32 protein-coding genes, 2 pseudogenes and 1 riboswitch are annotated in these 26,477 nt (G+C 50.6%); of the genes and pseudogenes, 17 read left to right on the top strand and 17 right to left on the bottom strand.

Translation table 11 applies throughout. The features are described 5' to 3' along the window. Positions 1-41: 41 nt before the first annotated feature. Positions 42-1,496 carry a DUF3370 domain-containing protein gene (locus P4D80_RS02385; RefSeq protein ID WP_421657251.1) on the bottom strand — a complete coding sequence of 485 codons (1,455 nt, stop codon included), beginning with the start codon at positions 1,494-1,496 and terminating at the stop codon, positions 42-44. A 451-nt stretch (positions 1,497-1,947) separates the two neighbouring features. Between P4D80_RS02385 and P4D80_RS02380 the strand changes: the two genes are divergently transcribed. The 5 genes from P4D80_RS02380 (at position 1,948) to P4D80_RS02360 (ending at position 5,151) form a co-directional block, all read left to right on the top strand. Further along, complete coding sequence (locus P4D80_RS02380; protein ID WP_421657250.1) at positions 1,948-2,694, top strand: MORN repeat-containing protein; 747 nt, start codon at positions 1,948-1,950, stop codon at positions 2,692-2,694. Positions 2,695-2,708: 14 nt separating this feature from the next. Next, complete coding sequence (locus P4D80_RS02375; protein ID WP_421657249.1) at positions 2,709-3,143, top strand: DUF1036 domain-containing protein; 435 nt, start codon at positions 2,709-2,711, stop codon at positions 3,141-3,143. A 247-nt stretch (positions 3,144-3,390) separates the two neighbouring features. Next, positions 3,391-3,672, top strand: coding sequence for a hypothetical protein (locus tag P4D80_RS02370; protein WP_421657248.1), 282 nt, complete (start codon positions 3,391-3,393; stop codon positions 3,670-3,672). After that, on the top strand, positions 3,629-4,336 hold the full coding sequence (locus tag P4D80_RS02365) for a phosphodiester glycosidase family protein (RefSeq protein WP_421657247.1): 708 nt from the start codon (positions 3,629-3,631) through the stop codon (positions 4,334-4,336). Before P4D80_RS02370 ends, P4D80_RS02365 begins: the two co-directional genes overlap by 44 nt. A gap of 320 nt (positions 4,337-4,656) precedes the next feature. Beyond that, on the top strand, positions 4,657-5,151 hold the full coding sequence (locus P4D80_RS02360) for a (2Fe-2S) ferredoxin domain-containing protein (RefSeq protein WP_421657246.1): 495 nt from the start codon (positions 4,657-4,659) through the stop codon (positions 5,149-5,151). 64 nt (positions 5,152-5,215) lie between these two features. Here the strand turns inward: P4D80_RS02360 and P4D80_RS02355 are convergent. Both P4D80_RS02355 and P4D80_RS02350 read right to left on the bottom strand, forming a co-directional pair. Continuing rightward, a pseudogene (locus tag P4D80_RS02355) lies at positions 5,216-5,791 on the bottom strand (transposase); the annotation flags it as partial. A 33-nt stretch (positions 5,792-5,824) separates the two neighbouring features. Beyond that, complete coding sequence (locus P4D80_RS02350; RefSeq protein WP_421657245.1) at positions 5,825-6,415, bottom strand: helix-turn-helix domain-containing protein; 591 nt, start codon at positions 6,413-6,415, stop codon at positions 5,825-5,827. A gap of 311 nt (positions 6,416-6,726) precedes the next feature. Between P4D80_RS02350 and larB the strand changes: the two genes are divergently transcribed. The 3 genes from larB (at position 6,727) to P4D80_RS02335 (ending at position 8,721) form a co-directional block, all read left to right on the top strand. Next, entirely contained in the window at positions 6,727-7,521 is a 795-nt protein-coding gene (gene larB / locus P4D80_RS02345) for a nickel pincer cofactor biosynthesis protein LarB (protein ID WP_421657244.1), read from the top strand. A gap of 254 nt (positions 7,522-7,775) precedes the next feature. After that, a complete protein-coding gene (gene psb28, locus P4D80_RS02340; RefSeq protein ID WP_421657243.1) occupies positions 7,776-8,117 on the top strand; it encodes a photosystem II reaction center protein Psb28 in 342 nt (113 codons plus the stop codon). A 97-nt stretch (positions 8,118-8,214) separates the two neighbouring features. Continuing rightward, positions 8,215-8,721 carry a MogA/MoaB family molybdenum cofactor biosynthesis protein gene (locus P4D80_RS02335; protein ID WP_421657242.1) on the top strand — a complete coding sequence of 169 codons (507 nt, stop codon included), beginning with the start codon at positions 8,215-8,217 and terminating at the stop codon, positions 8,719-8,721. 86 nt (positions 8,722-8,807) lie between these two features. On the opposite strand, the gene rsmD is transcribed toward P4D80_RS02335, so the two are convergent. Beyond that, positions 8,808-9,359, bottom strand: a complete 552-nt coding sequence (rsmD, locus tag P4D80_RS02330; protein ID WP_421657241.1) for a 16S rRNA (guanine(966)-N(2))-methyltransferase RsmD — start codon at positions 9,357-9,359, stop codon at positions 8,808-8,810. Further along, positions 9,359-10,003 carry an imidazole glycerol phosphate synthase subunit HisH gene (gene hisH / locus P4D80_RS02325; RefSeq protein WP_421657240.1) on the bottom strand — a complete coding sequence of 215 codons (645 nt, stop codon included), beginning with the start codon at positions 10,001-10,003 and terminating at the stop codon, positions 9,359-9,361. Before hisH ends, rsmD begins: the two co-directional genes overlap by 1 nt. A 410-nt stretch (positions 10,004-10,413) precedes the next feature. Between hisH and P4D80_RS02320 the strand changes: the two genes are divergently transcribed. From P4D80_RS02320 to P4D80_RS02295, 6 genes are all read left to right on the top strand, one after another. Next, on the top strand, positions 10,414-10,920 hold the full coding sequence (locus P4D80_RS02320) for a peptidase C15 (protein WP_421657238.1): 507 nt from the start codon (positions 10,414-10,416) through the stop codon (positions 10,918-10,920). 205 nt (positions 10,921-11,125) lie between these two features. Continuing rightward, positions 11,126-11,305: a hypothetical protein gene (locus P4D80_RS02315; RefSeq protein ID WP_421657237.1), complete on the top strand. Its 180-nt coding sequence runs from the start codon at positions 11,126-11,128 to the stop codon at positions 11,303-11,305. Continuing rightward, positions 11,283-11,576 carry a DUF3370 family protein gene (locus P4D80_RS02310; RefSeq protein ID WP_421657236.1) on the top strand — a complete coding sequence of 98 codons (294 nt, stop codon included), beginning with the start codon at positions 11,283-11,285 and terminating at the stop codon, positions 11,574-11,576. The genes P4D80_RS02315 and P4D80_RS02310 overlap by 23 nt, the downstream gene beginning before the upstream one ends. After that, positions 11,573-12,229 (top strand): DUF3370 family protein, encoded by a 657-nt coding sequence (locus tag P4D80_RS02305; RefSeq protein WP_421657235.1) that lies wholly within the window; start codon positions 11,573-11,575, stop codon positions 12,227-12,229. Before P4D80_RS02310 ends, P4D80_RS02305 begins: the two co-directional genes overlap by 4 nt. Then, entirely contained in the window at positions 12,180-12,371 is a 192-nt protein-coding gene (locus P4D80_RS02300) for a hypothetical protein (RefSeq protein ID WP_421657234.1), read from the top strand. Before P4D80_RS02305 ends, P4D80_RS02300 begins: the two co-directional genes overlap by 50 nt. Then, positions 12,310-12,759, top strand: coding sequence for a DUF3370 family protein (locus tag P4D80_RS02295; RefSeq protein ID WP_421657233.1), 450 nt, complete (start codon positions 12,310-12,312; stop codon positions 12,757-12,759). The genes P4D80_RS02300 and P4D80_RS02295 overlap by 62 nt, the downstream gene beginning before the upstream one ends. Here P4D80_RS02295 and P4D80_RS02290 read toward each other — a convergent pair. The 12 genes and pseudogenes from P4D80_RS02290 to P4D80_RS02235 all read right to left on the bottom strand — a co-directional run bounded on the left by P4D80_RS02290 (position 12,756) and on the right by P4D80_RS02235 (position 24,112). Next, complete coding sequence (locus P4D80_RS02290) at positions 12,756-14,747, bottom strand: FG-GAP-like repeat-containing protein (RefSeq protein ID WP_421657232.1); 1,992 nt, start codon at positions 14,745-14,747, stop codon at positions 12,756-12,758. The two genes, P4D80_RS02295 and P4D80_RS02290, sit on opposite strands and share 4 nt — an antisense overlap. A gap of 201 nt (positions 14,748-14,948) precedes the next feature. Beyond that, entirely contained in the window at positions 14,949-15,200 is a 252-nt protein-coding gene (locus P4D80_RS02285; RefSeq protein ID WP_421657231.1) for a hypothetical protein, read from the bottom strand. Positions 15,201-15,840: 640 nt separating this feature from the next. After that, on the bottom strand, positions 15,841-16,188 hold the full coding sequence (locus tag P4D80_RS02280) for a ribulose bisphosphate carboxylase small subunit (RefSeq protein ID WP_421657230.1): 348 nt from the start codon (positions 16,186-16,188) through the stop codon (positions 15,841-15,843). 95 nt (positions 16,189-16,283) lie between these two features. Continuing rightward, the gene (gene rcbX, locus P4D80_RS02275) at positions 16,284-16,673 is read right to left on the bottom strand and encodes a RuBisCO chaperone RbcX (RefSeq protein ID WP_421657229.1); all 390 of its coding nucleotides are present in this window, start codon (positions 16,671-16,673) and stop codon (positions 16,284-16,286) included. Between the two features lie 87 nt (positions 16,674-16,760). After that, complete coding sequence (locus P4D80_RS02270) at positions 16,761-18,191, bottom strand: form I ribulose bisphosphate carboxylase large subunit (RefSeq protein WP_421657228.1); 1,431 nt, start codon at positions 18,189-18,191, stop codon at positions 16,761-16,763. Between the two features lie 472 nt (positions 18,192-18,663). Further along, complete coding sequence (locus tag P4D80_RS02265; RefSeq protein ID WP_421659472.1) at positions 18,664-20,106, bottom strand: WD40 repeat domain-containing protein; 1,443 nt, start codon at positions 20,104-20,106, stop codon at positions 18,664-18,666. Beyond that, a pseudogene (locus P4D80_RS02260) lies at positions 20,101-20,169 on the bottom strand (hypothetical protein); the annotation flags it as partial. The gene P4D80_RS02265 and the pseudogene P4D80_RS02260, both read right to left, overlap by 6 nt. Before the next feature lie 4 nt (positions 20,170-20,173). Next, a complete protein-coding gene (locus P4D80_RS02255) occupies positions 20,174-20,380 on the bottom strand; it encodes a WD40 repeat domain-containing protein (RefSeq protein WP_421659471.1) in 207 nt (68 codons plus the stop codon). A 1-nt stretch (position 20,381) separates the two neighbouring features. Then, positions 20,382-21,950 (bottom strand): TIR domain-containing protein, encoded by a 1,569-nt coding sequence (locus P4D80_RS02250; RefSeq protein WP_421659470.1) that lies wholly within the window; start codon positions 21,948-21,950, stop codon positions 20,382-20,384. 7 nt (positions 21,951-21,957) lie between these two features. Then, entirely contained in the window at positions 21,958-22,137 is a 180-nt protein-coding gene (locus P4D80_RS02245; protein ID WP_421657227.1) for a toll/interleukin-1 receptor domain-containing protein, read from the bottom strand. A gap of 134 nt (positions 22,138-22,271) precedes the next feature. Then, the gene (gene thiC / locus P4D80_RS02240) at positions 22,272-23,645 is read right to left on the bottom strand and encodes a phosphomethylpyrimidine synthase (protein WP_421657226.1); all 1,374 of its coding nucleotides are present in this window, start codon (positions 23,643-23,645) and stop codon (positions 22,272-22,274) included. Between the two features lie 7 nt (positions 23,646-23,652). Then, a riboswitch (TPP riboswitch) is annotated at positions 23,653-23,774 on the bottom strand. A 152-nt stretch (positions 23,775-23,926) separates the two neighbouring features. Further along, positions 23,927-24,112, bottom strand: a complete 186-nt coding sequence (locus P4D80_RS02235) for a PCP reductase family protein (RefSeq protein ID WP_421657225.1) — start codon at positions 24,110-24,112, stop codon at positions 23,927-23,929. Between the two features lie 48 nt (positions 24,113-24,160). Here P4D80_RS02235 and P4D80_RS02230 point away from each other — a divergent pair, with 48 nt between their 5' ends. The 3 genes from P4D80_RS02230 to P4D80_RS02220 all read left to right on the top strand — a co-directional run bounded on the left by P4D80_RS02230 (position 24,161) and on the right by P4D80_RS02220 (position 26,218). Continuing rightward, positions 24,161-24,400 (top strand): TIGR02450 family Trp-rich protein, encoded by a 240-nt coding sequence (locus tag P4D80_RS02230; RefSeq protein WP_421657224.1) that lies wholly within the window; start codon positions 24,161-24,163, stop codon positions 24,398-24,400. A gap of 227 nt (positions 24,401-24,627) precedes the next feature. Next, on the top strand, positions 24,628-25,425 hold the full coding sequence (locus tag P4D80_RS02225; protein ID WP_421657223.1) for a pentapeptide repeat-containing protein: 798 nt from the start codon (positions 24,628-24,630) through the stop codon (positions 25,423-25,425). A 484-nt stretch (positions 25,426-25,909) separates the two neighbouring features. Next, on the top strand, positions 25,910-26,218 hold the full coding sequence (locus P4D80_RS02220; protein ID WP_421657222.1) for a hypothetical protein: 309 nt from the start codon (positions 25,910-25,912) through the stop codon (positions 26,216-26,218). The last annotated feature ends 259 nt before the right edge of the window (positions 26,219-26,477 follow it).

Raw genomic sequence — 26,477 nt, 5'->3', positions numbered from 1 at the left:
GAACCGCCGAAACTTGCGAATCAGGAACAACCAGCATTGGGTTACTGATTGTCTAAAGTCCTCACCGTTAATACCTGGGGGGGGGTGGAATCAGGAGGATAGAGAAAGTCGAGTTGAACCGTGCGGCGATCGCCCACAGGCATATTCAGGGTCACTAGTGGTTCTCCCTCCTGCCCCCGTTGCATAATCAAATGGATATAGCGGGTTTGGGAAACACCCTTGTCATCGGTGTATCGAATTCGTACCGGACCCCGGAAGAACACCCGATTCTCTGGTGGCTTAAAGAACAGCAACCCACCCTTGACTTTATCTTCCTTTAGAGGTGTTTGAAGGGTCACAGTTACCGTCTGCTTTTGCCCTGTTTTGTTATATAGCGGTAACGTCAGACTATATTGGATGCCATAGTTGCCATGAGCCTGGTATGCCGTATCTGGATAGCGCACCAGCAGCTTGGCACTCTGGATTTGACCAGTTCCAAAGGTGCCTCGGTAAAGCGTACTGAGTCCGTAGGAGAAAGCATGTCCCCGCTTGGGTACAGTGAGGTAGTCAACTTTGGGGTTATCCGTCACATTCGCTCGCCACTCCGACCCCACAGCCACACCCGCAACTCGACCGTAGACCACGTTGGCATATTCCTGCTGCATCGGAGTGGGTGGAATATCTCGCGGTCCAGCCAAACTGCCGTTAACCAAGAGGGCTTGCCATTCATCCAGCGTGGGAATTCGTTCCGATCCATCGGGGTTCAGCGGGGCATACATCGCCAGGCTGGCAACGTAGACCGTGCCACTGCTCCGTAAGCGAAACAGGCTGGAACGACCATTTGAAGAAGGGGTCAGGTTGCCAACCGGAATTGGCAGGTTCATCAACATCTGGCTGCCCCCTGGTGGAATGATCAGGCTTGGGGGAATGCTTCCGTGCCTGCGCCCCCGCAGAACATCATTCATCGCCCGACTCCCCGGTCCAGCATACACCTTGCCCAGCGGATCTTCCACATAGGGTGGCAGTTCTACAAATAGGGCGTCGGGGCGAGTTAAGTAAGTGGCTCCCTGAAGAACATTGACTTTGATCGGCTGGTCGGTTGGGTTATGTAAGATAATGCCCTGAAACAGGGTACGGGTCTGGCTGGAAGTTCTAGCTCTAGTGACGTGGTGCGAAAACACGTCAAACCTTCCTTTAAAGGGAAAGTTTAAGTGTGCGGATGGTGACCGCATTCCATTTGGTGGAAAGGTCGAGAGCAGAATTCCCTCGGTCTGGACCAGTTCTGGACTGTTACTATTAAAAACCGGAACGGTGTCAAGTTGCCCTGGTAGGGCACGCAGTTCCTGGGGCCGAAATATTTCCTGGATCTGAAGGGTTTCCTGAGGTTTTAACCGTTCCTGGGGTGGAATAATCTCCTGAGGTGGGGGTGTTTTGGGGGAAGGAGGAGATAGTGGGAGGGAAGGAAGGGGGGCGGATGCCGTTTGGGCAAGGGTAACAAAAGTGAACAACTGCAACATGAGCAAACTTTAGAAAGTCTTACGGCAAAAGTGTCAGTTAGCAAGAAAAGAATTAATAAGGGTTGCGGATTGAATGAAATTGGAAATTTAGTCTTCAATGATTGAAACAGCCGCCGAGTCCTAAGGGAAACCGTTGAGCTACACCCTCTAAGGCTGTTATCATGCCTGGGCTGAAGGCTGGAAGCAAACGAGTTGACATGATTAGAACCCACTCACAACGACTGAAACAGCATCGGGGAAGGCGACACGAACGCGGAATCGTCAGGATTACCGATTCACTGCCCATACCGACAACTACTGACTACATTTGTCTTTTCTTTTCATCAGGACTCCCCCAGATTTTGAAGGGGAGTCAGCAAGATGAGGAAGTTTGACCGAGTATGCATTTTAACTTGATATGAGGTTGCAGTTTTCCGAATCAATGAAGCACTTTGCACATCCTTCGACTGAGATGTTTTTTTTATCATTCCGCTTGACAGGGCAACTGAGAAGCATTGCGATCGCCGCGACCCTGATAAATGTGCTTTTTGATACCCATAATCTCCCCCCTACTTATGCAAACCCACCAATTCTAGTTGCCAGTAGTTACTGCGAGGGACCCCTGCGTGATGGACTAATTAATGGTAAGGGGATATGTGCATTTCCCAGTGGGAATCGCTACGAAGGCGACCTTCGAAATGGACGCCGTCAGGGTAAAGGAGTTTTTACCTTTGCGAATGGAACCCGCTGTGAAGGGGAATTTCGTAATGATTTGTTAAATGGCAAAGGAGTGTGTGTTTTTCCCAGTGGTAATCGCTACGTGGGTGAGTTTCGTGAGGGAAAACGAGAAGGGCAGGGGGTTTTCATCTTTGCTGATGGCACCCGCTGTGAAGGAACGTTTCAGAACGATTTGCTGAATGGTCAGGGTGTCTGCGCGTTTGCCAGTGGCAATCGCTATGAAGGAATGTTTAAGAATAGCCAGAAGCAGGGACAGGGAGTTTTTATCTTTGCCAATGGCATCCGTTGTGAAGGCGAGTTTCGTAATGATTTGCTGGATGGAGTGGCGGTGTGTACGTTTCCCAGCGGCAACCGCTATGAGGGTGAGTTTCGTGACGGTCGGCAAAACGGTCGAGGAACTTTTATCTTTGCCAACGGAATCCGTCTGGAGGGAGTTTGGCAAGATGGGCAATATGTCAACAAGAAGAGCAAGCACATGTGAGCGAAGAAGTCTTTATGGAAAAGTCCTGCAGCTGGGCAGTCCTGGCTGTTGCCGTGGCAACGGGAACTTTTTTAGCCAGAACCTCCCCGTCTGCGGCATCGCTGGACGTTTGTAACAACTCGTCTCAGGTGGCTTATGTGGCAGTTGGCTATAGTCTGGGGGAAAGCCGCTGGCGGTCCGAAGGCTGGTTATTGCTGGGACAGGGGCAATGTGGTACGGTCGTCCCTGGTGACCTTGCACCGGGCAGCTATTACTATCTGTATGCCTCAGATAGGGACGAAAACCGAATCTGGCAGGGAGACAAGGGAGACCAATGGTTTTGCATTAACCTCAAAGAAGACTTTCGGTTAACCTTTACTGGCGATCGCTGCCCGGAGGCCGAAAATGTCCGGCGAATTTTTTTGGGAAGTGCAGGTGAACGGAAAATCTCATACAGAAAATTTGGTTGATTAAGTAAGTAACTAGTGGTCTGTCAAGACTGTTTTGAGGGTTTTCAACCCCTCAAAACACCCTGAAAATGGATTTTATAGATTTCAGGGGTAGCTCAAATCTATCCTGGCGGATTACTAGGCGTAATTAAATTAAAGATAATTTTGGGGGTGGAGGGGGTTTCACCCCCTGCCTGGGGGCGCAGCCCCCACTCCCCCCTTTACAATTAATGATGGCTACCTGCTTAGTCACAGGGAACTGTGTACAATGCCACGAGTGAAAAAAGGGGGGCAGTTGACCCAATTGATCGCTGTGGTAATGGTCACGGGGGGATGTGCGCCGATGGTTTCCAGTCCGCCTGTCGCCATGCCACCTGCCCAGCCTTCCCCAGAGCTAGCAATTCAGTACCAGGCTCACTCCTTGCCACAGGCGACTGTACATAGCTTGCGAATTCCAGTTCAGGCGTTTCAGGTAACCCCCTGCTTTAGCAGACGGGGTCGCAGATTTGGATGTTTTCGCCCGCCAGTATGGGGCGATCGCCGCTATTAATGGTGGTTTCTTTGACCCCGTTAATCAAAAATCAACTTCTTACATTACCCGGCAAGGAAAGCTAGTAGCTGACCCTCACCACAATGAACGCCTGATAAAGAGCCCTGACTTAGCTCCTTACCTGGAAAAAATTCTGAACCGCTCTGAGTTTCGGCGTTATCGTTGCGGGTCAGGGTTCCGCTATGCAATTGCCCGCCATCGGGATCCATCCCCTCCCGACTGCCAGTTGATCGATGCCTTGGGAGGTGGTCCCCGTCTTTTGCCAGAAAACACCGCCGAGCAAGAGGGATTTATTGCTTCTGCCAACGGAACTTTGATTCGGGACGCGATTGGCAGCCATCAACTCAATGCCAGGAGTGCGATCGGCATTACTGACAGGGGAGACATTCTGCTGGTAATGGCAGCACAAAAGCCAGGGGGGACAGGCGTATCCTTACCAGACCTGGCAGCCTTCATGAAAACCCTGGGAGTCACTCAGGCAATGAATTTAGATGGCGGTACCTCCTCTGCCCTTTACTTCCAAAACAAAACCCTCTATGGCAAGCTCAGTGAACCCGGTAACCCGACGAGACGCCCGGTGAAATCTGTTTTGCTGGTTCACTCAATGGTTCAATCAAATGGTTCAATCAATAGGAAAGTGAGGAGTAGAAGGGTGGAGGGGTGATGGGGTGATGGGGTGATAGGGTAGTAGGGTGATTGCTCTTTACATCTATCATGAGGCGGTTCTAGAAATGGGGCGCTGACTCCCTGGGTATGTCTCAGAAATGGTGCTCTCACCCCTTGAAACCCTGACTCGCCTGACTCCCTTTCCACGGTTGACAAAAAAATTGACAGGCCCGACTCCTTGAAACCTGATTCCTTCGTCTTCCTTCCAGGATTGACACAAAAAAATTTGACAAACCCGACAGATCCTCCACTCCACCACTCCATCACTCCACCACTCCCTCCTCCCCATCCCCCTTATCACTCCATCACTTCCCTACCATGGCTTCTCAACTAAACTCTCCTCAATCTGAAATGGAAGAAACCTGTGAGTCAGGCGTTTTGGCTAACTGTGTCCGGGCATTGGGACTGGATCAGATCCAGCGCCACATTTTTATCTGTGCAGATCAAACAAAGCCTAAATGCTGCCCGAAGGATGTTGGGTTAGAAGCCTGGGAATATTTAAAGAATCGTTTGAAGGAACTTCACCTGGACCAGCCTACGGAAACAAACCCGGCTTGCATTTTCCGGACAAAAGCCAATTGTTTACGAGTTTGTACCCAGGGTCCTATCCTGGTCGTTTATCCTGATGGAGTGTGGTATCGTAACGCAACAACCAAAGTGATTGAACGGATTATTCAAGAACATCTTATTGATGGGCAGGTTGTGCAGGAGTATGCCTTTCTGATTCATCCGCTGCCTGAGAAATCCTCTTCGTCTGCTAAGGGGCTGAGTGTAGGGTGTGATAAAAAAGGGGACGCGATCGCCCTTCAGTAAATTGCGATCGCCATTTAATTGGAACCTCCAATCTAGTACCCAGCGGCATAACAACACATAGCTGTCATGAGGTCAGAGGCTTGCCCGTATAGTTCCACTTGAAAGGTTTGGCCATGGTGCGATTGAAGTAGTCGATGAAGTCAAGAATCTTGGCGCTGAGCTGAGCTTGACTAGTGAAACTGGCCCGTCGCAGCCACTTGCGCCTGAGAATGGAGAACCAGATTTGGATTGGGTTGAGCCAGGAGCAATGCTTTGGGGTGAAATGTATGACCAGGCGGTGCTGTGGATTGCTCAAGAAAGCAGCCCGGGTGGCCATCGATTTCAGGATGCCGGATTTGCCTTTGCGCCCTAACGGCGGTGGTTCGGGTTCCAGGGCGACCGCCAGTGGCACCAGAGCTACCGATTGGTGGGTGTTGAGACAGTCCATGACCAGATGAATTTTAGGGGCATCGGTGACTTGGGCGAGTAGGGCGTCGAGATGAGCCGCTAAATCTTGCTCGGTTCGGGTGTCGCCCACAGTCGCCTGGTCAATGCGTCCAGTGGCGACATTCAAGGTGGCAATCAGGCTTTGGGTGCCATGACGCTGGTACTCAAATTCCACCCGCACACAGCGTCCGGGTTTCATCTCAATATCGGCATCACGCGCTCCAAGGCTTGGATGCCCGTCATTTCATCAAGACTGTAGGTCATCTCCCCACGTTCGGCCCGCGCAGCCGCTTGTTCGTAGACCTGGCAGATGTCTTGGACTTTGGTGGCAAAGTCCGGGTCGGGGGGGATGAAGCCAGTAGGGACTCTGGTACGGTTTCAGTTCGGCTTCGGCTAACAAACGCCTGACATGGCGACCACTGATCCGCGCTACAACGCCTTGTTTGACCAGTTCATCGGCTAACTCTGGAGGGGTCCAGTGACTGATGGGGCGTCCAGAGTGCTCGGGCGGAGCACATGCGAGGGCATAGAGTTGAGTGATTTGCTCCAAGGTAAACGTGGCGGGGGCACCGGGACGGGGGGCATCGGCTAAGCGCTCCGACACTGGCAACTCACAGGTCTGTAGCGCTTGCCAGCACCGCCGCCAACAGCGACTCATCTGCTCCCCGATGCCGAGCTCTCGAGCAATCTGACCTTGGCTGTCTCCCTGGCTGGCACGCAGAATGATCTGCGCTCGCAATGCCAGTTGTTGGGGTGTACTCGGTCGCTTCACCAACTGCTCTAGTTCGCGACGCTCGGATTCACTCACAATCAGGGCGGGAAGGGCAGGACCAGGCATCAGACTCAATCCTCCAACACCGACTCCTTCAGGATATGCCCATTTCCGCCGCGCGGTACTAGTCTTCCAGGCAGATTTTGAAGGGTTGCGAACCCCTCAAAACCCCATAAATTGGTTTTTCTGGATTTAGATAACCAGGCAAAGTTCCACTAGTTGGTCAGCTTTAATTGTGTGTCCTGGATTGAGTTAGAGTGGTTATTTTGTGAGCTTTCAACTCACAAAATAAGTCTTGACAGACCACTACCTCCTCTCTTCTGTCTTTTATCTTTTGCCTTCCTTCTTTATCCTTTGTCTTCCCCCTTTTCCCTACCGTGACCCAACCTGAAGCACTCAAGCATCTCCTCCATTTAGTCGCTCAGGGCGAAATGAGCCCAGAAGTCGCTTTGAATAAGCTCAAGTATCTAAACTACGAGCCTGTTGAGGACTTTGCCCGGATTGACCACCATCGAACACTCCGAACAGGTTTTCCCGAAGTAATTTGGGGACCGGGCAAAACCGTAGACCAGATTGCCCAAATTATGCAAACGATGCGGCAACAGACGCCCATCGTAATGGCTACCCGCATTGAGCAAACTGTTTACGAGCAACTGCGGGAAAAGGTGGCAGGGCTGCACTACCACCCTCTTGCCCGGATTTGTTTTGTCATGAACCAGGATGAGGGCGATCGCCCTTCCCCTACCCATCCCGGCATCATCAGTGTGCTCTCCGCTGGCACTGCCGACCTACCCGTGGCTGAAGAAGCCGCACTCACGGCTGAATTGTGTAGGTTTCGAGTCAATCGTCTGTGGGACGTGGGCGTCGCAGGCATTCACCGACTGTTGAATAATCGACAGGCGATCGCCGATGCGGACGTTCTGATCGTGGTTGCTGGAATGGAGGGGGCTCTACCCAGTGTGGTTGCCGGATTGGCAGCTTGTCCGGTTATTGCCGTTCCCACCAGCGTTGGTTATGGAGCCAGCTTCAACGGATTGGCCCCGCTTCTGACAATGCTAAACTCCTGTGCTGCTGGCGTTGGCGTTGTCAACATCGACAACGGCTTTGGAGCCGCCATTTTAGCAGGGCAGATTTTGAGAACAGCCTATCGCCTGGCGGAGAGAGAAATGTAGATGGGGGGGATGGGGGGATTGCTCTTTATATCCCTTACTCCATCACACTCCTACGCCCCTACTCCACCACACTCCTACTCACCCACTCACCCACCCTTCCACTCCATCACTCCTTTCGCCTTTTGCCTTTCCCCTCTCTGACTTCTGACTGCTCACCCTACTTGCCACTTCGTATCCTGGTTTACCTATTTCACTCTGGTTCCGTATGATGGGAGGATAATGTCTTGCCCATCACTAAAATTTCATTGAGGAATATGACAGCTCGAATTCAGTTTTCAAGAGGAATTGATGAGGAAGTAGTGCCTGATGTCCGCGTAACGCGATCGCGCGATGGCAGTAATGGGACCGCAACCTTCTACTTTCAAAATCCAAAAGCGCTCAACCAGGATAGCACTGAAGAAATTACTGGGATGTATTTGATTGATGATGAAGGCGAGATTACTTCCCGTGAAGTAAAAGCTCGATTTGTCAACGGTCAGCCTGAAGCGATTGAAGCTGTTTTGCTCATGAAGTCAGCAGACGAGTTTGACCGTTTCATCCGTTTTATGAACCGCTATGCTGAAGAGCATGGGTTGGGGCTGAACAAATCTGAGTGATTTTATTTACCGAGTTGTCTGTCTCAGAAATGTTTGGGGGTGCACTGTTTGGTGTGCCCCCACCTATCAGAGCGTTCTTTGAAAATTTTGAAATTCCATGTCTACCATCCCCCATCCTGACCCAGTTGAACTTGTGGTTAGTTGTGCCGTGCTTACGGTGAGTGATACGCGCACCATTGAAACCGATAAAAGTGGGCAGCGAATTCAGCAACTTCTGGAAGCCGCAGGACATGGGGTGGTGGCATACGCCGTTGTGAAAGATGACCCCGATCAGATTCGATCGCACCTGGAAGCCCTTAGTCAACGCTCTGATTTAGATGCATTGATTTTCAATGGGGGGACTGGCATTGCCCCCAGAGATACCACCTATGATGCGATTGAGAGATTACTAGAAAAGACCTTGCCGGGATTTGGTGAGCTATTTCGCTGGCTGAGTTATCAAGAAATCGGTTCACGGGCGATCGCATCACGGGCGATCGCTGGAGTCTTTCAAACGAAACTGGTATTCTCCCTTCCCGGCTCTACCAACGCGGTTACCCTTGCCATGGAAAAGTTGATCCTGCCAGAACTCAAGCATCTGGTTAGCCAGCTTCGGCAAGGATAGGAGTGAGGGGGGTGGATGAGTGATGGAGTGAGGGGGTGGAGCCTTGGCTGGGGGCGAAGCCCCAACCCCCCCTTAAAACCAATGTTCTAAGCAACCTGGCGACAGCTATAAAATGTCAATGCGGTATTCCCATAAACCTTCTGACGGCAGATCTCAAATGAAACTGGAGTCGGGATGGCTGAATGGTTGGGAGCATGTTCCACAGCGAGTTCTCCTTGAGCAGCTAGGAGATGGTATTGGGCGATCGTAGCGATAACTGGCTCATACAATTCACTGGCATAGGGGGGGTCAAAGTAAATTCGGTCAAAGGACTGTCCTGCCAGGGTTTTAATCTGCCGAACAACATCGCCCTGGATTACCTGAAAGGCTTGCCCATCCTTTGCCACCTTTTGCCAGTTTTGCCGGATGACGGCACAGGCACGGGCTGATTGCTCGATCCCCACAACGTATCGGGCACCGCGGCAGAGAGCTTCTGCTCCCATAGCACCACTGCCTGCACAGAGGTCAAGCCAATGACAATTGGCGATCGTGCCCTGCCAGATGTTAAACAGAGCCTCCCGTACTCTTGAGGACGTTGGGCGGGTTGCCTGTCCGGGCAGTGTTTTGAGGGCACGATTGCCGTAGATTCTCAAACTCATCAAGAAACGGTAACCAGTTGCTTTGCTTTTACCAGACGAACAAAATTTGCCAGTATCTGGAGTCCCGCAGTGGAGGACTTCTCTGGGTGAAACTGGACAGCCATCAGATTGTCACGGGCAATAGCAGCGGTTACTGTTTGAGTTCCGTGGGTAATGGTCGCTGCCCGCACAGTTGGATCGATAGGATCAACATAATAAGAGTGGACGAAATACACCCAGGGATTGGGTGGCAACTGCTGCCACAACGAAAGATTGGGTTGGATAAACTGCAACTGGTTCCAGCCCATGTGGGGAATCGTTATTCCCGGCTCGTGGTGAAATCGTCTGACTGTTCCAGGAATGATACCTAATCCAGGTTCGTTGCCCTCTTCACTGGAATCAAACAGGATTTGCAGACCCAGGCAGATGCCGAGAAAGGGTTTGCCGGAGGCGATCGCCTGTTTAATTGGCTGCTCCAGATGGCGAGAACGCAAATGCTGGACTGCTGGGTCAAATGCTCCCACGCCAGGCAGCACAATTGCATCAGCACGCTCCAGCTCCACTGGAGAATCGGTCACTCTGGGAGTTGCCCCTGCATTTTCCAGTCCTTTACAGGCTGAATGGAGGTTTCCCATATCATAATCAACCACCGCAATTACAGGCATTGCCTTTACCCTCTCTGGTCTGTGCTATTTCAAATTGTATAGCTATAGTCACTAAGCTTTAGGACGGGGTGAAGGAGTTCCACCCCTGGCTGGGGGCGAGCCCCCCCTCTAAACCCAGTGTTCTAAGAGTAATACCGGTTTATAGCGGTAGTCATTTATGGTTAGGACGGGGTGCAGGGGTGGAACCCCTGGCTGGCGGCGAAGCCTCCACTCCCTCTCTAATTCCAATGTCCTAAAGCACCTGCGTAGAGCTATAAACAATTTTGACGGCAGATGCCTTAATGAAGAAGCCAGGAGCCAGAATAAATCTGACTTCTGGTTTCTGGCTTCTCAAAGCCTTGATCTGTCGCATTTAACAATCAAATTGCTATAACCTGGCGACAGCTATAGTTTGCAAATCACAACTTCCCATGAGCCAATCAATCTTGCTCACTTCTTTTGACATCTGGAAGCCACACCACGTCTCCAATTCCTCCGATGATTTGGTTGCCGAACTGCTTAACCGGAACTTGATGCCTGCCCATGTCCACTGCCTGCGCAAATTGCCAGTGGATTTTCAGCTTGCGCCTGAAACCGTAATTTCCAAAATCGACGAGCTACAGCCAGAAATGGTGATTTGTTGCGGTATGGCAGAGCAACGAAGGCTTTTGACTGCCGAATCCAACGGCCATTATGAGGGGGAAACCATTCCAACTACCATTAATGTCGAAGGGTTGGTCAAAAACCTCACTGTTTCCAGCGTGAGCCACAATGCAGGTCAATTCGTTTGCAACTTCCTCTACTATTCCGTTCTCAAGCATTTGCAGGAAAACCATCCGGATCGCCAATGTCTATTTGTCCATGTCCCTGTCTTAAATGAGTCCAATCTAGAATTGATTCTCGAAGACTTTTTAGCGATTCTTCAGCAAGTGGGTTAGCAACCTTGTTGCGTTCCAGGTTTTCTAATTTGGCTTGATCCGGCGCTAGAAACAGGAGCGTGTTTTGTAGTAACGGGGACTGCTGCCCTTATGAGTCAGAGCGTTCTCGACCCATTGGCGAGCGGGGCTGTCTTCAGTGCTTTTGTGATGGGGATGTTGGGAATAGAGCACCATTAACCAGACTCCCAGGGTGGAATCATCGGGAATGTCGGCAGTAGAATCGGGAGTAACATGGACAGCGCTGAATTCTCCCCAGTTTTTTGTCAGCTTTAAGGTGTCTGATGATTTCTTGCCAGATGGGGTAGCGATCGCTCAACAGTTGCTCAACCTGTTCCAGGGCAGTGTGGTTGACGTTGGGCTGAATGGAGTCCAAATTTTACGGTAAGGGTTTAGTCGTTGCCGTAAAGCCGGTATCATGGGAAGCCGCGATCGCTACGACAACTGTCTCTATGATGCCCTTCTTTCTAACTTCCGTTTTGGCACAAGCCTCTCCTGCCCCCACCCCTACCCCCACCCCTCAAGAATTCGTTGTTCCCCAAGAAGTGCGGGTGCTGCCAGGGAAACTGGACTCTATTCTGATGTTCAACAGCAATAGCCCCGAACTGGTTCAGGAAGAGGGGGGATTTTGCTCTCCACCTTTTCGCCTCAGGGCATGAGAACCCCTGCTGCTCACCTGAATGTGTTGTTTCAACAGCGGTTTGATGTCTTCGCCCACCACATTGCCAAAGCCAGAACTTCTGAAGATCTGCGGACTCTCTACCTGGGCATTCTGCTGCACAATCCAGGCACTCAACCGGTATCCGTCGCGATCTTGAGTGCCGCCAGCTACCTCAGTCAGCCCGATGCCCCTTTCATTGAGCTACCGCCCTACGTCGATAATCCTCTAGGAACAGTTTATGCTGGACCCGGTAGCCGCGCCATGAATGAGGTTTTGAGAGGAAAACGGCAGGAAGGCTTTCCGGCGCAAATAGTGATTCCGCCAGGAAAGAGTGAGTTATTGTTAAATCTGCCAATTCCAGTCAAAACGCTGACGCCTCCCATTAATGGACGTTCTACTTTGCTCCGGCTCTGGAGTAGTGGTCCAGTTTACGCAGCCAGCCTGGCAAAATTTGCAACGCAAAATACCGATGGTAGTGAACAGGCTCCCACTTTAGAAGAATGGCAGACACTATTGCAAACAGGTAACCTGGCAGGTCCACGCGACACCCCCCCCCCCCACTCCCCTAGAGCAGACCAAAGGACAAATCATCTATGGCCGTGTGGCTGGGGTTTCCAAAGGTTCCCAGTGGCAAACCCAAATTGTGGATGACCCCAAAGCACCCTTAGCAAACTGGTATCTCAGCATCCCCCCAGCCCGGCCAGGCTTTCTCCTACGGACTCAGCACTCTATTGAAGGGAACGCTGGGAACGAAGCAGGTGCAGACGGCTCCCATGATTGCTCGCTATTCTGATACAGCCTACCAGGCTCATGGAAACTATGCAGTAGAGTACAGCCTGACGTTGCCATTGCGAAATGCAACAGAGCAAACTCAAACGGTTGCGATCGCCCTTGAAACTCCCATCAAAGAAGATACACTCTCAAAAGATGGGCTTCGCTTCTTCGAACCATTACCCAGGCAGGTGTTTTTTCGGGGTACCGTTCGCCTCCGCTATACTGATGATCGGGGATTGCCACAGACCCGCTACGTTCATCTGGTACAGCGACGGGGACAGATGGGAGAACCCCTGGTATTAATGAAGATGGAAAAGGGCGATCGCCGCCTCATCCAGTTTGATTTCCTCTATCCACCCGATTCAACCCCACCTCAGGTTCTGACGATAAGAACCTTAAATCCCTAAGCATTAATACCATAGACGCGATAACCGCTATCTGCCAGCATGGCAAAATCGATCTGGCTGGGTTTAGGTAACCTGTAGAGGTATCGGTAGGACATGATGGAAGGAACCCTGGCAGCCGGGTGATAGAAGTCGCCTCCATCCTGAGAGCGTAGAGGAATGTATTCGCCAAATACCTGCCTGGAGTACTCACCCCGGAAAACTGCTGTTTCGGGATTAGTTTGATCAGTTTGCCTGTTGCCAATCCAGTTCAGCCCTACTAGCCCCAGGACATGTCCAATCTCGTGGGAAACAACCTGATAAAGTTCATTGTCAGGCCGATTGGCAAACACGGTTGGGCTGATGGCAATTTGCCCAACTCGTGGCATGAGGCCATAGAAAGTTGGTGAGGTGGGCCACCCCCCAAACTCATAATCCGGTCCACCCAGGCCAGCCTCCGCCCCTTCCCTATCCTGGAAGAGATTGACGAAGATCAGCAAATCATCAACAAAGCGCTTGCTAGTAAAACTGTAGGGCCGACCCGATGCCGTTTCTAACCGATTGAGGGAGTTGTTCAGCTGAAAGTCAGCCCATTCGTTTGCGATGGCGACTGCCCAGTCATTGGCGGCTCTTTGAGCAATCGCTCGCCGCGCTGGAGTCCAGAAACCAATTGAGTCATTGCGAAAGTCTAAATCGATATTGAATTGGGTGGGGTCAGGGGCGTAGGTATTCATAGAAGCACCCAGGTCATAAGTACCGCTACCAGACAAACCACCGCTTAACGAATAGGAAATCGTATTTCCCATCAGGCGATCGCGGCTGGAACCATCGACCTCAGCAATAAATGAAACCGTGCGGGGCAAGAACCAATCGGCAGATGTAAATGCAATTGAGTTTTGGGTACCGTTAGCGATCGTATTATCCGCATCCACGACCAGAAAGTTTCCTGTGAAAAACGTAAGGCTGGTAGTTCCCAGAGGAGCCTGGTTCAACCGGATTTGAAACTGTCCGTAATCCCCTTCTCTGCCACTAAAGGAAAGATTAGTGATACTGACCGGGCTATAGGTAGGAAGGTTTTGGAGACCAGTTTGCCAGTTAAGATCTGGCACTGCCGTCAGCGACCCGACTCCATTAAATGCCAGCCCATTCATGAACCAGACCACATTTTGCCCTGAAGCCGAATTGCGCCAGAGAATATCAACATTTCCATCATTATTGAAATCACTGGCTCCCCCAATTTGCCAGTTCAGGTCAGGAGCAGGCATTACATAGCCTGCACTCATAACCTCTAAACCATTCATCAACCAGACTAAATTCTCTCCAGATAGATAGTTTCGCCAAAGAATATCCGCCCTTCCATCCCGATTGAAATCTCCAGTTGCTTGAACTCTCAGATTAACCCCAGGTACATCAGTTAAGTAAGAGACTGAAGCCAGAGCCGTACCATTCATCGCCCAGACTACGTTTTGCCCGGTGGAATAGTTCCGCCACAAAATATCTACTCGGTTATCGCCCGTAAAGTCCGCAATCCCCTGAACTTGCCAGTTCAAATCTCCAACTGGAACTAAGTAAGTCACCGAAGCAAGCTGGGTGCCATTCATCACCCAAATAACATTCTCCCCTGTAACAGAATTGCGCCAGAGAATGTCTGTTTTGTTATCTCCGGTGAAATCCCCAGTTCCCTGAATGCGCCAATTCAGATCGCCTACGGGAGCCAGGTAGGCATAGCTAGTTAATTCCGTTCCGTTCAGAAACCAAACAACATTCTGACCCGTTGCATAGTTTCGCCACAGTATGTCGTCTTGTCCATTGTTATTGAAGTCGGCCCGCACCTGACTGGAGGATTGCGAAAGCCCAGAATAACCAGGAATTGGAGCAGACAAAGGGCCAGTTTGCTCTCCTGTTGGCGCAACTGCCTGAGCAGGCGGCGGTGGAGAATTCAAACCTGCATAGGAACTTTGCACATTGTACGGATTAGCACCGTGGTTACTGCTGGTGTAATCAGTAGACATTTGCTGGTGTAATCAGTAGACATTTAAGGAACTTCAAGTACATTGTTTTACCTTATACTGTTTTTTAGGTATCTACTGAAAAATTCCTGATGTTTTATTGATTACTTGAATCAACTTAAATTTTTAATGAAGCGACTGGGGGAAATTACGGATGGCGCGCCATTTGAAAGAATAAGTAAGGATCCGCTTCATTCCACCAGTTCATTCTGCCAGGATATAGCAGGTCAGGATACTCATAACCTCACCCGGATTGGGCCCTGGCATTAGAGGGCTCCATTCTCCGACTTCGGCAAAACGGAGCCGGTGGAGTGTTTGAACGGCACCAGTAACACCCCGACGAGAACCAATGACTAAGATTCGCAGTGATTCTCGCTCTGGCGGTGGTTCAACAGGTTCTTTGACAACAGATGGAGAAGTGGCTTCACTGGCATAAATGAGAAAATTAGTGGGCATTCGATCCTCAACAATTGAATTAACTGCTTTGACAGTATACACTTAAGCGTGTATACTGTCAAAGCTTAATGGTTAATACCTTAAGAAGGAGGGCGCAGTTCCAATCAGGGATTTCATCTCTGCATCCCACCTTAAGTCCAATGACTATGGCTATAGGGCACCTCGAAAAATATAGCGGTAGTCATTATGGTTAGGACAGGGTGCAGGGGTGGAACCCCTGGCTGGGGGAGCAGCCCCCACTCCCTCTCTAATTCCAATGTCCTAACGCACCCGCGTAGAGCTATAACAAACACTATCTCTATCCCACTTAAGAGAAATGGTTCACCTGCGAACCGTGATACTGTCTCTTTAAAACTAATGTCCTAAGCAACTTGGCGACAGCTATACTTGCCATGTTGAGGGCACCTTAATTCCTTTTGTGCCAGTTGCAAGTGCGGAATGGGGGCTGCAGCATGCTAACAAAATGATTCGAGAGGTTCAGTTGAGAATATTGCAAAGTGAAAAAGTGGTTAGGTGCCCCTTTACCCGCCATGAGCAGGTTGTAGAGCTTATCCTGGGTTTACTAATATTCCACAAAAAAATTGAGGGATCTTCGACCCCTCAAAATTCCTGTACCCGCCAGATTTAATTTGACAGACCACTAGTAGCGGTAGCTGCTGCCACCCTGATTGGGCTTGTGAACGATGAAGCTCATCACCTGGCACTGCTTGATATTGTCAAAGGCCACCACTCGGATGTAGCAGTGTCCATATTCCTGGCGGCACTGTTGCACTTCATTTAGCACTTCCTGGGGAGAAGAAACATTGAACAGGGGCAGTTTCCACATCGTCCAGTAGTAGGTTTCTGCATTGGAATCTTCATTGAATTCAACGCAGGGGTAATAACCCTGATCAATCACATATTGAATCTGCCGAGCAATTTGAGCATCGCTCAAAGGAGGCAAGTAGGAGAAAGTTTCGTAACGGCGCTCTTTTGGTAATGTCTTCATTGCTTCCTCGTAAGTTAACGACTAGTTACTTGTTTTCACAGGTTACAGATCGCTGGTTATTTGCTTATCTGATTGCAATAACCATGATCGAATGACTATTCTTCGGAATCAATTTCCTGTTCGGGATGTGTGCTGATTATGGTTGGATCAATTTGCGTCATGCGTTCCAGTTGCTGGGTGCGTTGTTGCAGATTAGCTTGTTGAATACCTGTCCGCAGCATTTCGGGAAGATAATCGGCAATTTCCTCTGCAATATGCTCTCGCACAGTTAGAAGGCGAAAAGCTAGCCATTGCTCTTCTTGAAACAAAGCTTTCAGGAATGCTTCCCCATCTTGAATACTGACCCGGTAGGAGAACTGGCGCAACCAGTAAGCCCGCTTCGGTTCAGTTTCATCTAACTGAGCCAGCACAACCTTTAACGCCTGATAGGTCATATAACTGATCAGCGTTTTGGTTGTATCCCTGGCAATCTGCTTCAGATCCATGGAGTTTTAAGTTTTGAGTTATGAGTTATGAGTTCTAAGTTTAATGACTTCACTCAAAACTCATAACTCATTACTCTCAACTCCTCATCAAACGGTATCAACAGCCTCGAACTCGAACTTGATTTCCTTCCACAATTCGCAAGCAGCAGCCAGTTCTGGGCTCCAGCGAGCCGCTTCACGAATGATGTCGCCACCTTCACGCATCAGGTCGCGGCCTTCATTGCGAGCCTGGACGCAGGCTTCCAGGGCTACCCGGTTGGCGGTTGCGCCAGGAGCATTCCCCCAGGGGTGACCCAGGGTGCCACCACCAAACTGAAGCACAGCATCATCACCGAAGATTTCTACCAAGGCGGGCATGTGCCAGACGTGGATACCACCGGAAGCAACTGCCATCACACCGGGCATGGAAGCCCAATCCTGGGTGAAGTAAATACCACGGGAGCGGTCTTGCTCGATGTAGTTTTCGCGCAACAGATCTACGAAGCCGAGGGTAACAGCCTTGTCGCCTTCCAGCTTACCTACCACGGTTCCAGTGTGGATGTGGTCACCACCAGACATCCGCAAGCACTTCGCCAACACCCGGAAGTGCATTCCGTGGTTCTTCTGACGGTCAATTACGGCGTGCATGGCGCGGTGGATGTGGAGCAGCAGACCGTTATCACGGCAGTATTTCGCCAGTGTGGTATTGGCGGTGAAGCCCGCGGTGAGGAAGTCATGCATGATGATGGGCATTTCGAGTTCTTTGGCAAACTCTGCCCGCTTCAGCATTTCTTCGCAGGTGGCAGCGGTACAGTTCAGGTAGTGACCTTTGATTTCGCCCGTTTCAGCTTGGGCTTTGTGAATGGCATCGGCTACAAACAGGAAACGATCGCGCCAGCGCTGGAATGGCTGAGAGTTGATATTTTCATCGTCTTTGGTAAAGTCCAGACCACCGCGCAGACACTCATAAACGGCACGACCGTAGTTCTTTGCCGACAGACCGAGCTTAGGCTTGATGGTGCAGCCCAGCAGAGGACGGCCATATTTGTTGAGCTTGTCCCGCTCAACCTGAATGCCGTGGGGAGGCCCCTGGAAAGTCTTCAGATAAGCAACGGGGATGCGCAGATCTTCCAAACGGAGCGCTTTGAGAGCTTTGAAACCAAACACATTCCCCACGATGGAGGTCAGCATGTTGGTGACAGAGCCTTCTTCAAACAGATCAAGAGGATAGGCAATGTAGGCGATGAACTGGTTGTCCTCACCAGGGACTGGTTCAATATCGTAGCAGCGACCCTTGTAGCGATCCAGGTCGGTCAACAGGTCGGTCCATACGGTCGTCCATGTCCCCGTTGAGGATTCCGCTGCTACGGCTGCACCTGCTTCTTCGTAAGGAACACCGGGTTGTGGCGTAACACGGAATGCGGCCAAGATATCGGTGTCCTTGGGCGTGTAGTCGGGGGTATAGTAGGTCAGCCGGTAGTCCTTTACCCCTGCTTGATACCCAGCTTTAGTCTGGGTTTTGGTCTGAGCGTATGACATATCTCCCTTCCTAGTTAACAACGTGGCAAAATTTTCCCGATCGCGTCTGCCAGAAAATCGCTCGAATGCCTTTCCGAGATGATTCTGGACTCTCGACAATAACCCTATGTCAATGGGGATGTAGCTACTGAAGTTCTACCCTGGGATTCCAGGAAACCTGAAGTGAACTCTGTTGAGCTTTGTTCACCCTATGCGTAAGGACGGGCTCACACAGAATAATATCAGCAATTCAATAAGCATCGCTTTAGAGATTCTGTATACTTCAATAAACTATGGTTATAAATTGAAACCTTAAGGCATGCTTTTGTAAAGGAAGGCTTAAGAATGCAACGTTTGACAACAGGATTGGGGATAGAGGAGCACTCGCTCTGGTTCAACCCTTGATGGCGCTTAGCATTGCCTGAATCATCATGTTTCCCAATGCCTTTTTCTAAAGGCAATAACCATTCCCGAATAGTGGAGTTCAAAATGGCTAAAACATTTGTTTGAGTTGTTCTGGAGTGAAGGGATTGTTGCCCTTTTTCAGTTCCTGAATCCATCGTTTGCGTTCTGCTTTGGTGCTTTCCCAATCGGGAGAATTTTCTTCTGTCGCATCCAGCCAATCAATAAAGGCTTGAAAATCGGCAATCGCCCCTTGAAAGTCCCCCAGTTGGGCTCTGACTACCCCACGACTGTCTCGATTATCCGCATTTTTAGGGTCCAGGGCAACGGCTTTTTCACAGGCAGTAAGAACTTCTGTGGTGTAGCCTTTCAAAGCACCAAACCAGCACAGATTATTCCACGAGTCGGCGGAAATGCTGACTTGCGGATCCAGGGTTTGGGCTCTAGTAAAGGTGGTCAATGCCTGTTCAATTTCGTGCCTGGACGTCAAACTTTCTGCTTCCTGAACGAGGGCGATCGCAGCACTTTGTTTTGCCTTCGCTACCGGGTCAAAGCCCAGGTTGGGATAAAGCTTCATTGCCCTGCGAAACTCTGCTGTCGCTTCCTCCAGTTTGCTTTTTGCTGCCAGTTGTTCACCCCGTTCCAGGGGAAGGGCGGCTGCAATCTGTTGGGCTTTGAGTTTGGGGTCAAAGTTCAACCCCTGATTTCGCTTGAGAACTTGCTGAAACCGGGCAGTGGCACTGTCAATCTCTCCTGTCCTGGCTAGCTCTTCGCCCTCAGCCATCCAGTCTCGTTCAACCCCATCACAGAGTGGGCGATCGCCTTCACGCACACTGCGGTTATGGGTCAAAAAATGTCTTAACCAGTGGCAACTATGAGTCAAAACCGTATCAAAATCAAGGCTCCATAAAATGGCCGTTGCATCTTCGCTAGAAGTAGCCAGCATATTGCCATCAGGACTGAAATTGAGACCAACCACCCAATTGTGGTGACCTTTCAAAGTTGCCATCTCCTGACCTTCCAGGCTCCAGAGCTTTACCGAGCCATCACTGCTACCAGAGGCAATCATTTTGCCATCGGGGCTAAAGGTAATGCTGCTCACCCCACTGGCATGGCCTTGAAACGTTTTGAGTGCCTCTCCCTTAAGGTTCCACAGCTTTACTGTCTTGTCTACGCTAGCAGAGGCAATCTGTTTGCCATCGGGGCTGAAACTGGCCGCCAGTACTTCAGCCGTATGCCCCTTTAAAGTGGCCAGGAGTTGACCAGAGCGATTCCAGAGCTTGACAGTGCTGTCCTGGCTGGGAGTTGCGATCATCTGTCCATCTGGACTGAAGCTGATTCGACGCACTCTGGCCTGATGCCCTTTAAGACTGGCAAGCAGTTTCCCATCCAGATTCCAAACCCGAACCGTGCCGTTTTCTCTACCTACAGCAAAGAACTGTCCATCAGGGCTAAAGCTAATGAATCGGCTCTCGATGCTGCTTGCTCCCGTTGTCCTCAGCGACTGCCCCAGTCGGTTCCACAATTTAATCATGCCACGTAGGCCAGCAGAAAAGAGGGTTTGTCCATCCGGGCTGAAACTGATTGATTCAATATTGTCACTATGCCCCCCTCAGCGTTTTGAGGTAGGTTCCTTCCAGACTCCAAAATTTAATCGTTTTGTCAAAACTGGCTGTAACAACAACCTGCTGATCCGGGCTAAAGCGAACATCTCTCACCACACCATTGTGTTTCGGGCGATCCAGGTTCCAGAGCCGGATGGTATTATCCAGGCTGCCCAGAGCAATTCTCTGTCCATCGGGGCTGATACTAACCCCCGATACTGGTGTAAAAAAAAGTGCCCAGGTTTTCCAGTTCCTTCCCTTCTAAATTCCAGCGCTTCACCGTTCTGTCGTTACTGGCAGAAATCAATTCCTGACTGTTGGGGCTGAACGCCAATCCCCAAATCGCACGGTCATGGCCTTTAATGGTTTGAAGTTCCTTGCCATCGGAACTCCAGAGTTTGATGACGCCATCAATGTCTGCTGAAGCGATGAGTTTGCCATCGGGGCTAAACAGAACTCGTTTGACATATTCGCGATGACCACTCAGGGTTGCCCGCAGTTCACCGGAACGGCTCCACAGTTTAATGGTTTTGTCATCTCCGCAGGATATGATCTGGGTGCCATCTGGACTAAAGCTGGCATTCAGAGCGCCGCCGGGGTGAGTCGCATCCAGACGTTTCAGTTCTTTGCCCTCCAGGTTCCAGATTCGGATGGTGCTGTCTTCTCCGGTTGAAATCAACTGCTTGCCATCTGGGCTGAAATTGACGCTGTAGACTTCACCCGTATGTCCCTTCAGGGTTTGGAGTTCCCGTCCGTCCTGGCTCCAGAGCCTAATGGTTTCGTCAAAGCTGCCTGTCGCAATCAGATTGCCATTGGGGCTAAAGCTCACCCAATCGACAGGCTCGGTATGTCCTTGCAGGGTTGCCAGTTCTTTGCCTTCCAGATTCCATAGTTTTACCGTGGTGTCTCTGCTGGCCGAGGCAATGGTTTTCCCATTCGGACTGAAGGCAAGATGCCAGACCTGATCTTGATGCCCTTCAAACCGATTGCGTTCCCGCATCTGGTTCAGTGCCCGTTGCAGAGCGGCGATGACCCGTAATTTGGTTTCGCGGCTGACCCCTTCAATTTGCTGGAGTTTGCGGGCTGCTTGCAATCCCTGCATTAAACCTTCCAATCCCTGGTTTGAACTTAAGAAAGCTTCGGCAGAGGTACTGAGGGTATCAATCTGGCTAAGTTCAATTTCTTTGCGATGGGCTTCGGCGGTTCGATACTGGGTAAAGGCAAGGAGTCCCAATCCGGTGGCCGCAATGAGTGCTACTGTAACAGCCCCCAGCCACACCCGCTGCTGCCGAATTTCCTGTTTTTGACGTTGAATTTCAGCTTCCTGGCGATCGCTCTCCGCTTTACGACTGGCATTGATGTAGTCCCGTTGAATCTGAGTCGATCGCGGTTCCTTCTCTGCGCTCTGGGTAATCCATTGAATGAGTGATTCCAGTTCGCTACCGCGCAACAGCAGGTCAGGATTTCGGTTTTTATGCTCCCACTCAATTGCCCTAACCAAAATGCGGGTGTGCTGTTTAACGTGGTCTAAGTCCGTGGCGATCGCCTCTAACAAGGAGCAAAACGCTGAATCAAAGTCATCGCTTTCTTGAAAAAAGAGCCAGTTGTGCTTTCTGAGAGAAGGATGGACCTGTTCAGTTTTAAAGTCATCCCGCCGCACAATGGGAACCAGCCGCTTGTTGTTCTTAACGGCATGTTCAATTTCCCGATAGCAGACTTTTGAAGCAACAGAGTCTGAACTGAGAACAAAGACAAATGTATCGGCTGACTCAATGCCGCGCTCAATCTCCTGCCACCAGTCTGCGGTGAGGGGGAATGTCTTGCCAATCGACCCAGGCTTCGCGATTGTGGTTAGCTAATGCCGTATGAAGGGTTTTGACAAAATCCTTGTCTTTTCGGGAATAGGAGATGAAGACATCAGTCATGCCTGGCTCTTCAGTGAAAGGAGCAACCAGTTTCACTGTACCAGGGCTTCTAGGCGACCGCCGTTACCCTTTGAGGTTAATTTATGACAGAGGGAAGGAGGGAGGGAGTAATAGAGTAATGGGGTGATAGGGTGAGGGTTCCTTCCCCCATCCCCCCTCCCCCTTCTTATTCAGGATTGGGCTACAGATTCCTTCGCCAGGAACTTTTCAAGTTCAGTCAGGGCATCCGCATCCACCTTTGTCTGCATCGGGCAGAACTTGGGACCGCACATTGAGCAGAACTCAGCCGTTTTGTAGATATCCGCTGGAAGCGTTTCATCGTGATATTCACGGGCGCGTTCCGGGTCAAGCGAAAGTTCAAACTGGCGGTTCCAGTCGAAATTGTAGCGGGCGCGGGAGAGTTCATCGTCGCGATCGCGGGCACCAGGGCGATGACGGGCAATATCCGCCGCGTGAGCCGCAATCTTATAGGCAATTAGACCATTCCGCACATCTTCAGCATTCGGTAAACCCAGGTGTTCCTTCGGGGTAACGTAACAAAGCATGGCGGTGCCATACCAGCCTGCCATTGCCGCCCCGATCGCACTGGTAATGTGGTCGTACCCTGGGGCAATATCCGTGACCAGCGGACCCAATACATAGAAGGGCGCTTCTGAACACTCCTCCATTTGCTTGCGCACATTAAACTCGATCTGATCCATCGGTACATGCCCCGGACCTTCCACCATCACCTGAACATCGTGTTCCCAGGCTTTGCGAGTGAGTTGTCCGAGAGTTTTCAGTTCAGCCAGTTGGGCTTCATCTGAAGCGTCATGCTGGCAACCAGGACGGAGGGAATCTCCCAGACTGAAAGAAACATCGTACTTCTTAAAGATTTCGATAATGTCACGGAAATGGGTGTAAAGCGGATTTTGCTTGTGATGATGCAACATCCAGCGGGCAATAATACCCCCGCCGCGAGAAACAATCCCAGTCAGCCGATTCCGTACCAGAGGCAAATATTCAATCAAAATTCCGGCATGGATGGTCATGTAATCAACACCCTGCTGGGCATGCTTCTCAATCACATGCAGGAAGTCATCCGGGGTTAGCTTTTCAATATTGCCGTGGACACTTTCCAATGCCTGATAGATGGGCACTGTCCCAATCGGTACGGGAGATACCTGAATAATAGCCGTGCGAATTTCATCCAGATTGCCGCCTCCGGTAGACAGATCCATCACCGTATCTGCCCCATACCTTACAGCTAAATGGAGTTTGTCTAATTCTTCCTGAATGTTAGAAGAGTTGGGCGATGCTCCAATATTGGCATTCACTTTGCATTTGGAGGCAATGCCGATCGCCATCGGTTCCAGATTCGTGTGATTAATATTAGCTGGAATGATCATGCGACCCCGCGCCACTTCTTCCCGAATCAGCTCAGCGGGGAGGTTTTCACGCTGCGCCACGTACTGCATTTCTTCGGTGATCATTCCCTGCCGGGCATAGTGCATTTGGGACACATTATCGTGTCCGCGTCGCTTAGCGACCCATTCTGTCCGCATATTGAACTCCTTGAATGAACAGCTTCCCTCCGCCGGTATGACCCGGACTCAGGTTCTAAGGGTGTAATCTCAGCCTGGAATCGGGTTTTCAAAAAGAAAACCTTAGCTCAGGCACCCCTAGCTTGTGTGTCATCATATCACCCTCAAAGAAGGAGGGTGGGGGAGTTCTAAAAAGTTGATAAGCGGTAGTCATTATGGTTAGGACGGGGTGCAGGGGTTCCACCCCTGCCTGGGGGCGAAGCCCCCATTCCTTCTTCTTACAATTAATTGGGTGGAGCTACTTACTGCCCAAACTCTGATCGAGCCTGATCGACGATCTCAGCTGTGACAATATCCAGGTTCGCTGCCCGTGCCAGGTGTTCAATGCGCTGAAGTGCCTGCGATCGCACAAAAAAGGGAATATTTTTGAGTTTATTTTTTGCTTCGGGAGTCCACTTGAGCCCGCCTGCCATATCAAAGTCAGCCATCGTATTAAAGTGTGAGATTAGACTTTAATTCTACCGAAGGTCGCAACCGTGGCACAAAAACAGAAGTTTCCCCACCTGGTTGGTTCCAAATGGACCGCCTGCCAACCCCTGGAAGGGTGGCGACACTTTCAAGTGGTTAACCGCAAGAACCAGGGAGATTGGGTGTTTGCCGAAATGGTGGCTGCCTGCGATCCCAATGTCCGGTTTTGGATCAATGCCAAACTGTTAAAGGAGCGATCGCTCTGGCTAGCTGGCTGGCAGTCTCTCCAGGAGGGGGGAAAGGGGTAATGGAGGAAAGAAACCTCACTCCTTTCCCCCATTACCCCCTAGCCCCCAGCCCCTGATCCCGACTCCCAACCCCCCAGCCTCCCCCAACCCTTAAGATTGTCGATATTAAACCTAAATCGGTATTAAGAACCTGCGCGATCGTGCTGCCATCCCAAAGTTGGGCTTAAATAGTGGAATCAACAGCGACTCAACCTAGTCGAACGCATTCAGTTACCTACAGACGGCTTATGAAACCTGAAGCACCGGCAATTCACAAGGTCATCCCTGCTGGAATGGCAACCCTGCTCACGACCTTAAGTGTGGCACCCCCAGTGCAGGCAGAAAACTTTGAACATACCCAACGACTACTATCGACCCGCAAATGTCCCCGTTGTGAGTTAAGTAATGCGGGATTGGTTTTTGCCAATCTTTCCAATGCCGAACTTAGCCAGGCAAACCTAGCTGGGGCGAACCTTAGCCGAGCAAATTTGCAGGGCGCCGATCTGAGAGGGGCAAACCTAGCTGGGGCAAGCCTGTATGGTGCAAACCTGGTCGGTGCCAGGCTGGATGGTGCCAATTTAACAGCGGTAGACCTGCGGGGAGCCTATCTGATGGGTGCCTCGCTGATGCAAACTGTGATGAATGGAGCTCTGTTGCAAGGAGCCGTGGGGCTTTCCCCTTCTACCGGCTCAGCTGAGGAGTTTTATCAGTGGGCCCTGCAAGATGAGCGGCGGCAGAACTTTCCTGGGGCGATTGATAACTTTACCCAGGCACTCGCGCGTAAGCCTGATTTTGCCCAGGCTTATCTAGGTCGAGGGGTCGTTTTCCTGCAAATTGGCGAGAACGCAGCCGGGTTAGCGGATGTCCAGCAGGCTGAGCGATTGTTTACAGCTCAGGGAAACCAGGAAGGAATGAAGATTACCCAGGAGTTGGTTAAACAACTCACTGCGCCTCCTCCTGCACCGCCCAAGGGCAATGGTATTGGTATTGCTCTACTGGGTTTGATCGGAACTGCGTTGCAGTTTCTACCGCTGTCGATTTTTTAAGGCGTTGCTATAGCGTCTTTCTTAAAATTTGAACGGTTGCAGGGGTTCCACCCCTGGGTGGGGGCGAAGCCCCGGTCCCCCTTGTTCACAAACGATTTGTGAACGCCATAGAAAGCTAAGGATCATGAATTTAATAACACCGCATTCTTTGAGTGAACTGACCTCTCTCCCTTCTTCTCTCCGAGTCGGAGAGGGGTGCCAAAAGCGGAGTGAGGTTTTTGGAGTTACTTAACTCTCATTCCTAAGGGGAATTGAAAAGATTCAAGCACTGTTTTTTCTTCATTCCCACCAATCACCCAGGCCAGTTTAGGGGGATGGTTGTTTGGCGGATTTTCCGGGTTGACGCTGGGGCACGATCGCAGCATACACAACAGAAATCGCTTCCATGTAATCACCCATTGTTCTCTGGGCGTTTCTGCTGTGGTTGAGAGGTTGCGACTCCTGATTTGTGGGAGAGTTCGAGTGAGAAATTGCCTGTGGTTTTATGCCCCGAGTCAAAACGGCGATTGAGCGGGCCAATCTTTGTCTTTTGAGCTGCTCAACTTGCTGGCTGGAGCCCTCTTTCCGAACCAATGGAGTGCGCTGGGATATTTGGGCGATCGACTGTTGGCTGGAAAACGTGGACAATGAGGCTACTGACACCATACTCACAACACTAAAGACGGTAAGCCAGCCTACTACCCTGCCGTTCTTTCTATTAGCAACTTTGTTTGGGAATGGAAATTTCAGTGAAACAGGTTTGAGTGTCATGGAGGTGGAGGAAGCCAGGCAAACTGACAGAAATATTTACTAATAGTGTGCCTATGACTACATCTACAAGTCTCTACTTTACGGAACTATGTCATCAAGTCTTATCAAATCCAGAGCAAGCTTCGACAAATCTTTATACAGAGGCGATACAGAGATGGTCGATGGGTATTTTACTAAACCCCGTTCCAGTTCCTACAGTTGATGATTTAATGCTATGCGCAGCACTTTCAAGTACGCTAGACTATGGGCTTCATTAAAGAATTCTGTTGCCCCTAGTTGAAGAGATCTTTTCGATTTAAGTA

Source organism: Leptothermofonsia sp. ETS-13 (assembly GCF_049200465.1).
Classification (GTDB): domain Bacteria; phylum Cyanobacteriota; class Cyanobacteriia; order Leptolyngbyales; family Leptolyngbyaceae; genus Leptothermofonsia.
The sequence above is the reverse complement of the archived record's forward strand: the minus strand, read 5'-3'. Positions and strand labels throughout refer to the sequence as shown.

Excerpts from the sequence above, each read along its gene's own strand:
- P4D80_RS02265 (WP_421659472.1), bottom strand. The coding sequence starts at position 20,106 with ATGATTAAATTGTGGAACCGACTGGGGCAGTCGCTGAGGACAACGGGA.
- P4D80_RS02370 (WP_421657248.1), top strand. The coding sequence starts at position 3,391 with ATGCCACGAGTGAAAAAAGGGGGGCAGTTGACCCAATTGATCGCTGTG.
- P4D80_RS02305 (WP_421657235.1), top strand. The coding sequence starts at position 11,573 with ATGAGAACCCCTGCTGCTCACCTGAATGTGTTGTTTCAACAGCGGTTT.
- P4D80_RS02315 (WP_421657237.1), top strand. The coding sequence starts at position 11,126 with ATGTCGGCAGTAGAATCGGGAGTAACATGGACAGCGCTGAATTCTCCC.
- P4D80_RS02310 (WP_421657236.1), top strand. The coding sequence starts at position 11,283 with ATGGAGTCCAAATTTTACGGTAAGGGTTTAGTCGTTGCCGTAAAGCCG.
- P4D80_RS02235 (WP_421657225.1), bottom strand. The coding sequence starts at position 24,112 with ATGGCTGACTTTGATATGGCAGGCGGGCTCAAGTGGACTCCCGAAGCA.
- P4D80_RS02320 (WP_421657238.1), top strand. The coding sequence starts at position 10,414 with ATGAGCCAATCAATCTTGCTCACTTCTTTTGACATCTGGAAGCCACAC.
- P4D80_RS02335 (WP_421657242.1), top strand. The coding sequence starts at position 8,215 with ATGTCTACCATCCCCCATCCTGACCCAGTTGAACTTGTGGTTAGTTGT.
- hisH (WP_421657240.1), bottom strand. The coding sequence starts at position 10,003 with ATGCCTGTAATTGCGGTGGTTGATTATGATATGGGAAACCTCCATTCA.
- P4D80_RS02280 (WP_421657230.1), bottom strand. The coding sequence starts at position 16,188 with ATGAAGACATTACCAAAAGAGCGCCGTTACGAAACTTTCTCCTACTTG.
- rcbX (WP_421657229.1), bottom strand. The coding sequence starts at position 16,673 with ATGGATCTGAAGCAGATTGCCAGGGATACAACCAAAACGCTGATCAGT.
- P4D80_RS02375 (WP_421657249.1), top strand. The coding sequence starts at position 2,709 with ATGGAAAAGTCCTGCAGCTGGGCAGTCCTGGCTGTTGCCGTGGCAACG.
- P4D80_RS02360 (WP_421657246.1), top strand. The coding sequence starts at position 4,657 with ATGGCTTCTCAACTAAACTCTCCTCAATCTGAAATGGAAGAAACCTGT.
- P4D80_RS02380 (WP_421657250.1), top strand. The coding sequence starts at position 1,948 with ATGTTTTTTTTATCATTCCGCTTGACAGGGCAACTGAGAAGCATTGCG.
- P4D80_RS02225 (WP_421657223.1), top strand. The coding sequence starts at position 24,628 with ATGAAACCTGAAGCACCGGCAATTCACAAGGTCATCCCTGCTGGAATG.
- P4D80_RS02290 (WP_421657232.1), bottom strand. The coding sequence starts at position 14,747 with ATGTCTACTGATTACACCAGCAGTAACCACGGTGCTAATCCGTACAAT.
- P4D80_RS02385 (WP_421657251.1), bottom strand. The coding sequence starts at position 1,496 with ATGTTGCAGTTGTTCACTTTTGTTACCCTTGCCCAAACGGCATCCGCC.
- P4D80_RS02350 (WP_421657245.1), bottom strand. The coding sequence starts at position 6,415 with ATGCCTGGTCCTGCCCTTCCCGCCCTGATTGTGAGTGAATCCGAGCGT.
- P4D80_RS02270 (WP_421657228.1), bottom strand. The coding sequence starts at position 18,191 with ATGTCATACGCTCAGACCAAAACCCAGACTAAAGCTGGGTATCAAGCA.
- P4D80_RS02285 (WP_421657231.1), bottom strand. The coding sequence starts at position 15,200 with ATGCCCACTAATTTTCTCATTTATGCCAGTGAAGCCACTTCTCCATCT.
- psb28 (WP_421657243.1), top strand. The coding sequence starts at position 7,776 with ATGACAGCTCGAATTCAGTTTTCAAGAGGAATTGATGAGGAAGTAGTG.
- rsmD (WP_421657241.1), bottom strand. The coding sequence starts at position 9,359 with ATGAGTTTGAGAATCTACGGCAATCGTGCCCTCAAAACACTGCCCGGA.
- thiC (WP_421657226.1), bottom strand. The coding sequence starts at position 23,645 with ATGCGGACAGAATGGGTCGCTAAGCGACGCGGACACGATAATGTGTCC.
- P4D80_RS02220 (WP_421657222.1), top strand. The coding sequence starts at position 25,910 with ATGCCCCGAGTCAAAACGGCGATTGAGCGGGCCAATCTTTGTCTTTTG.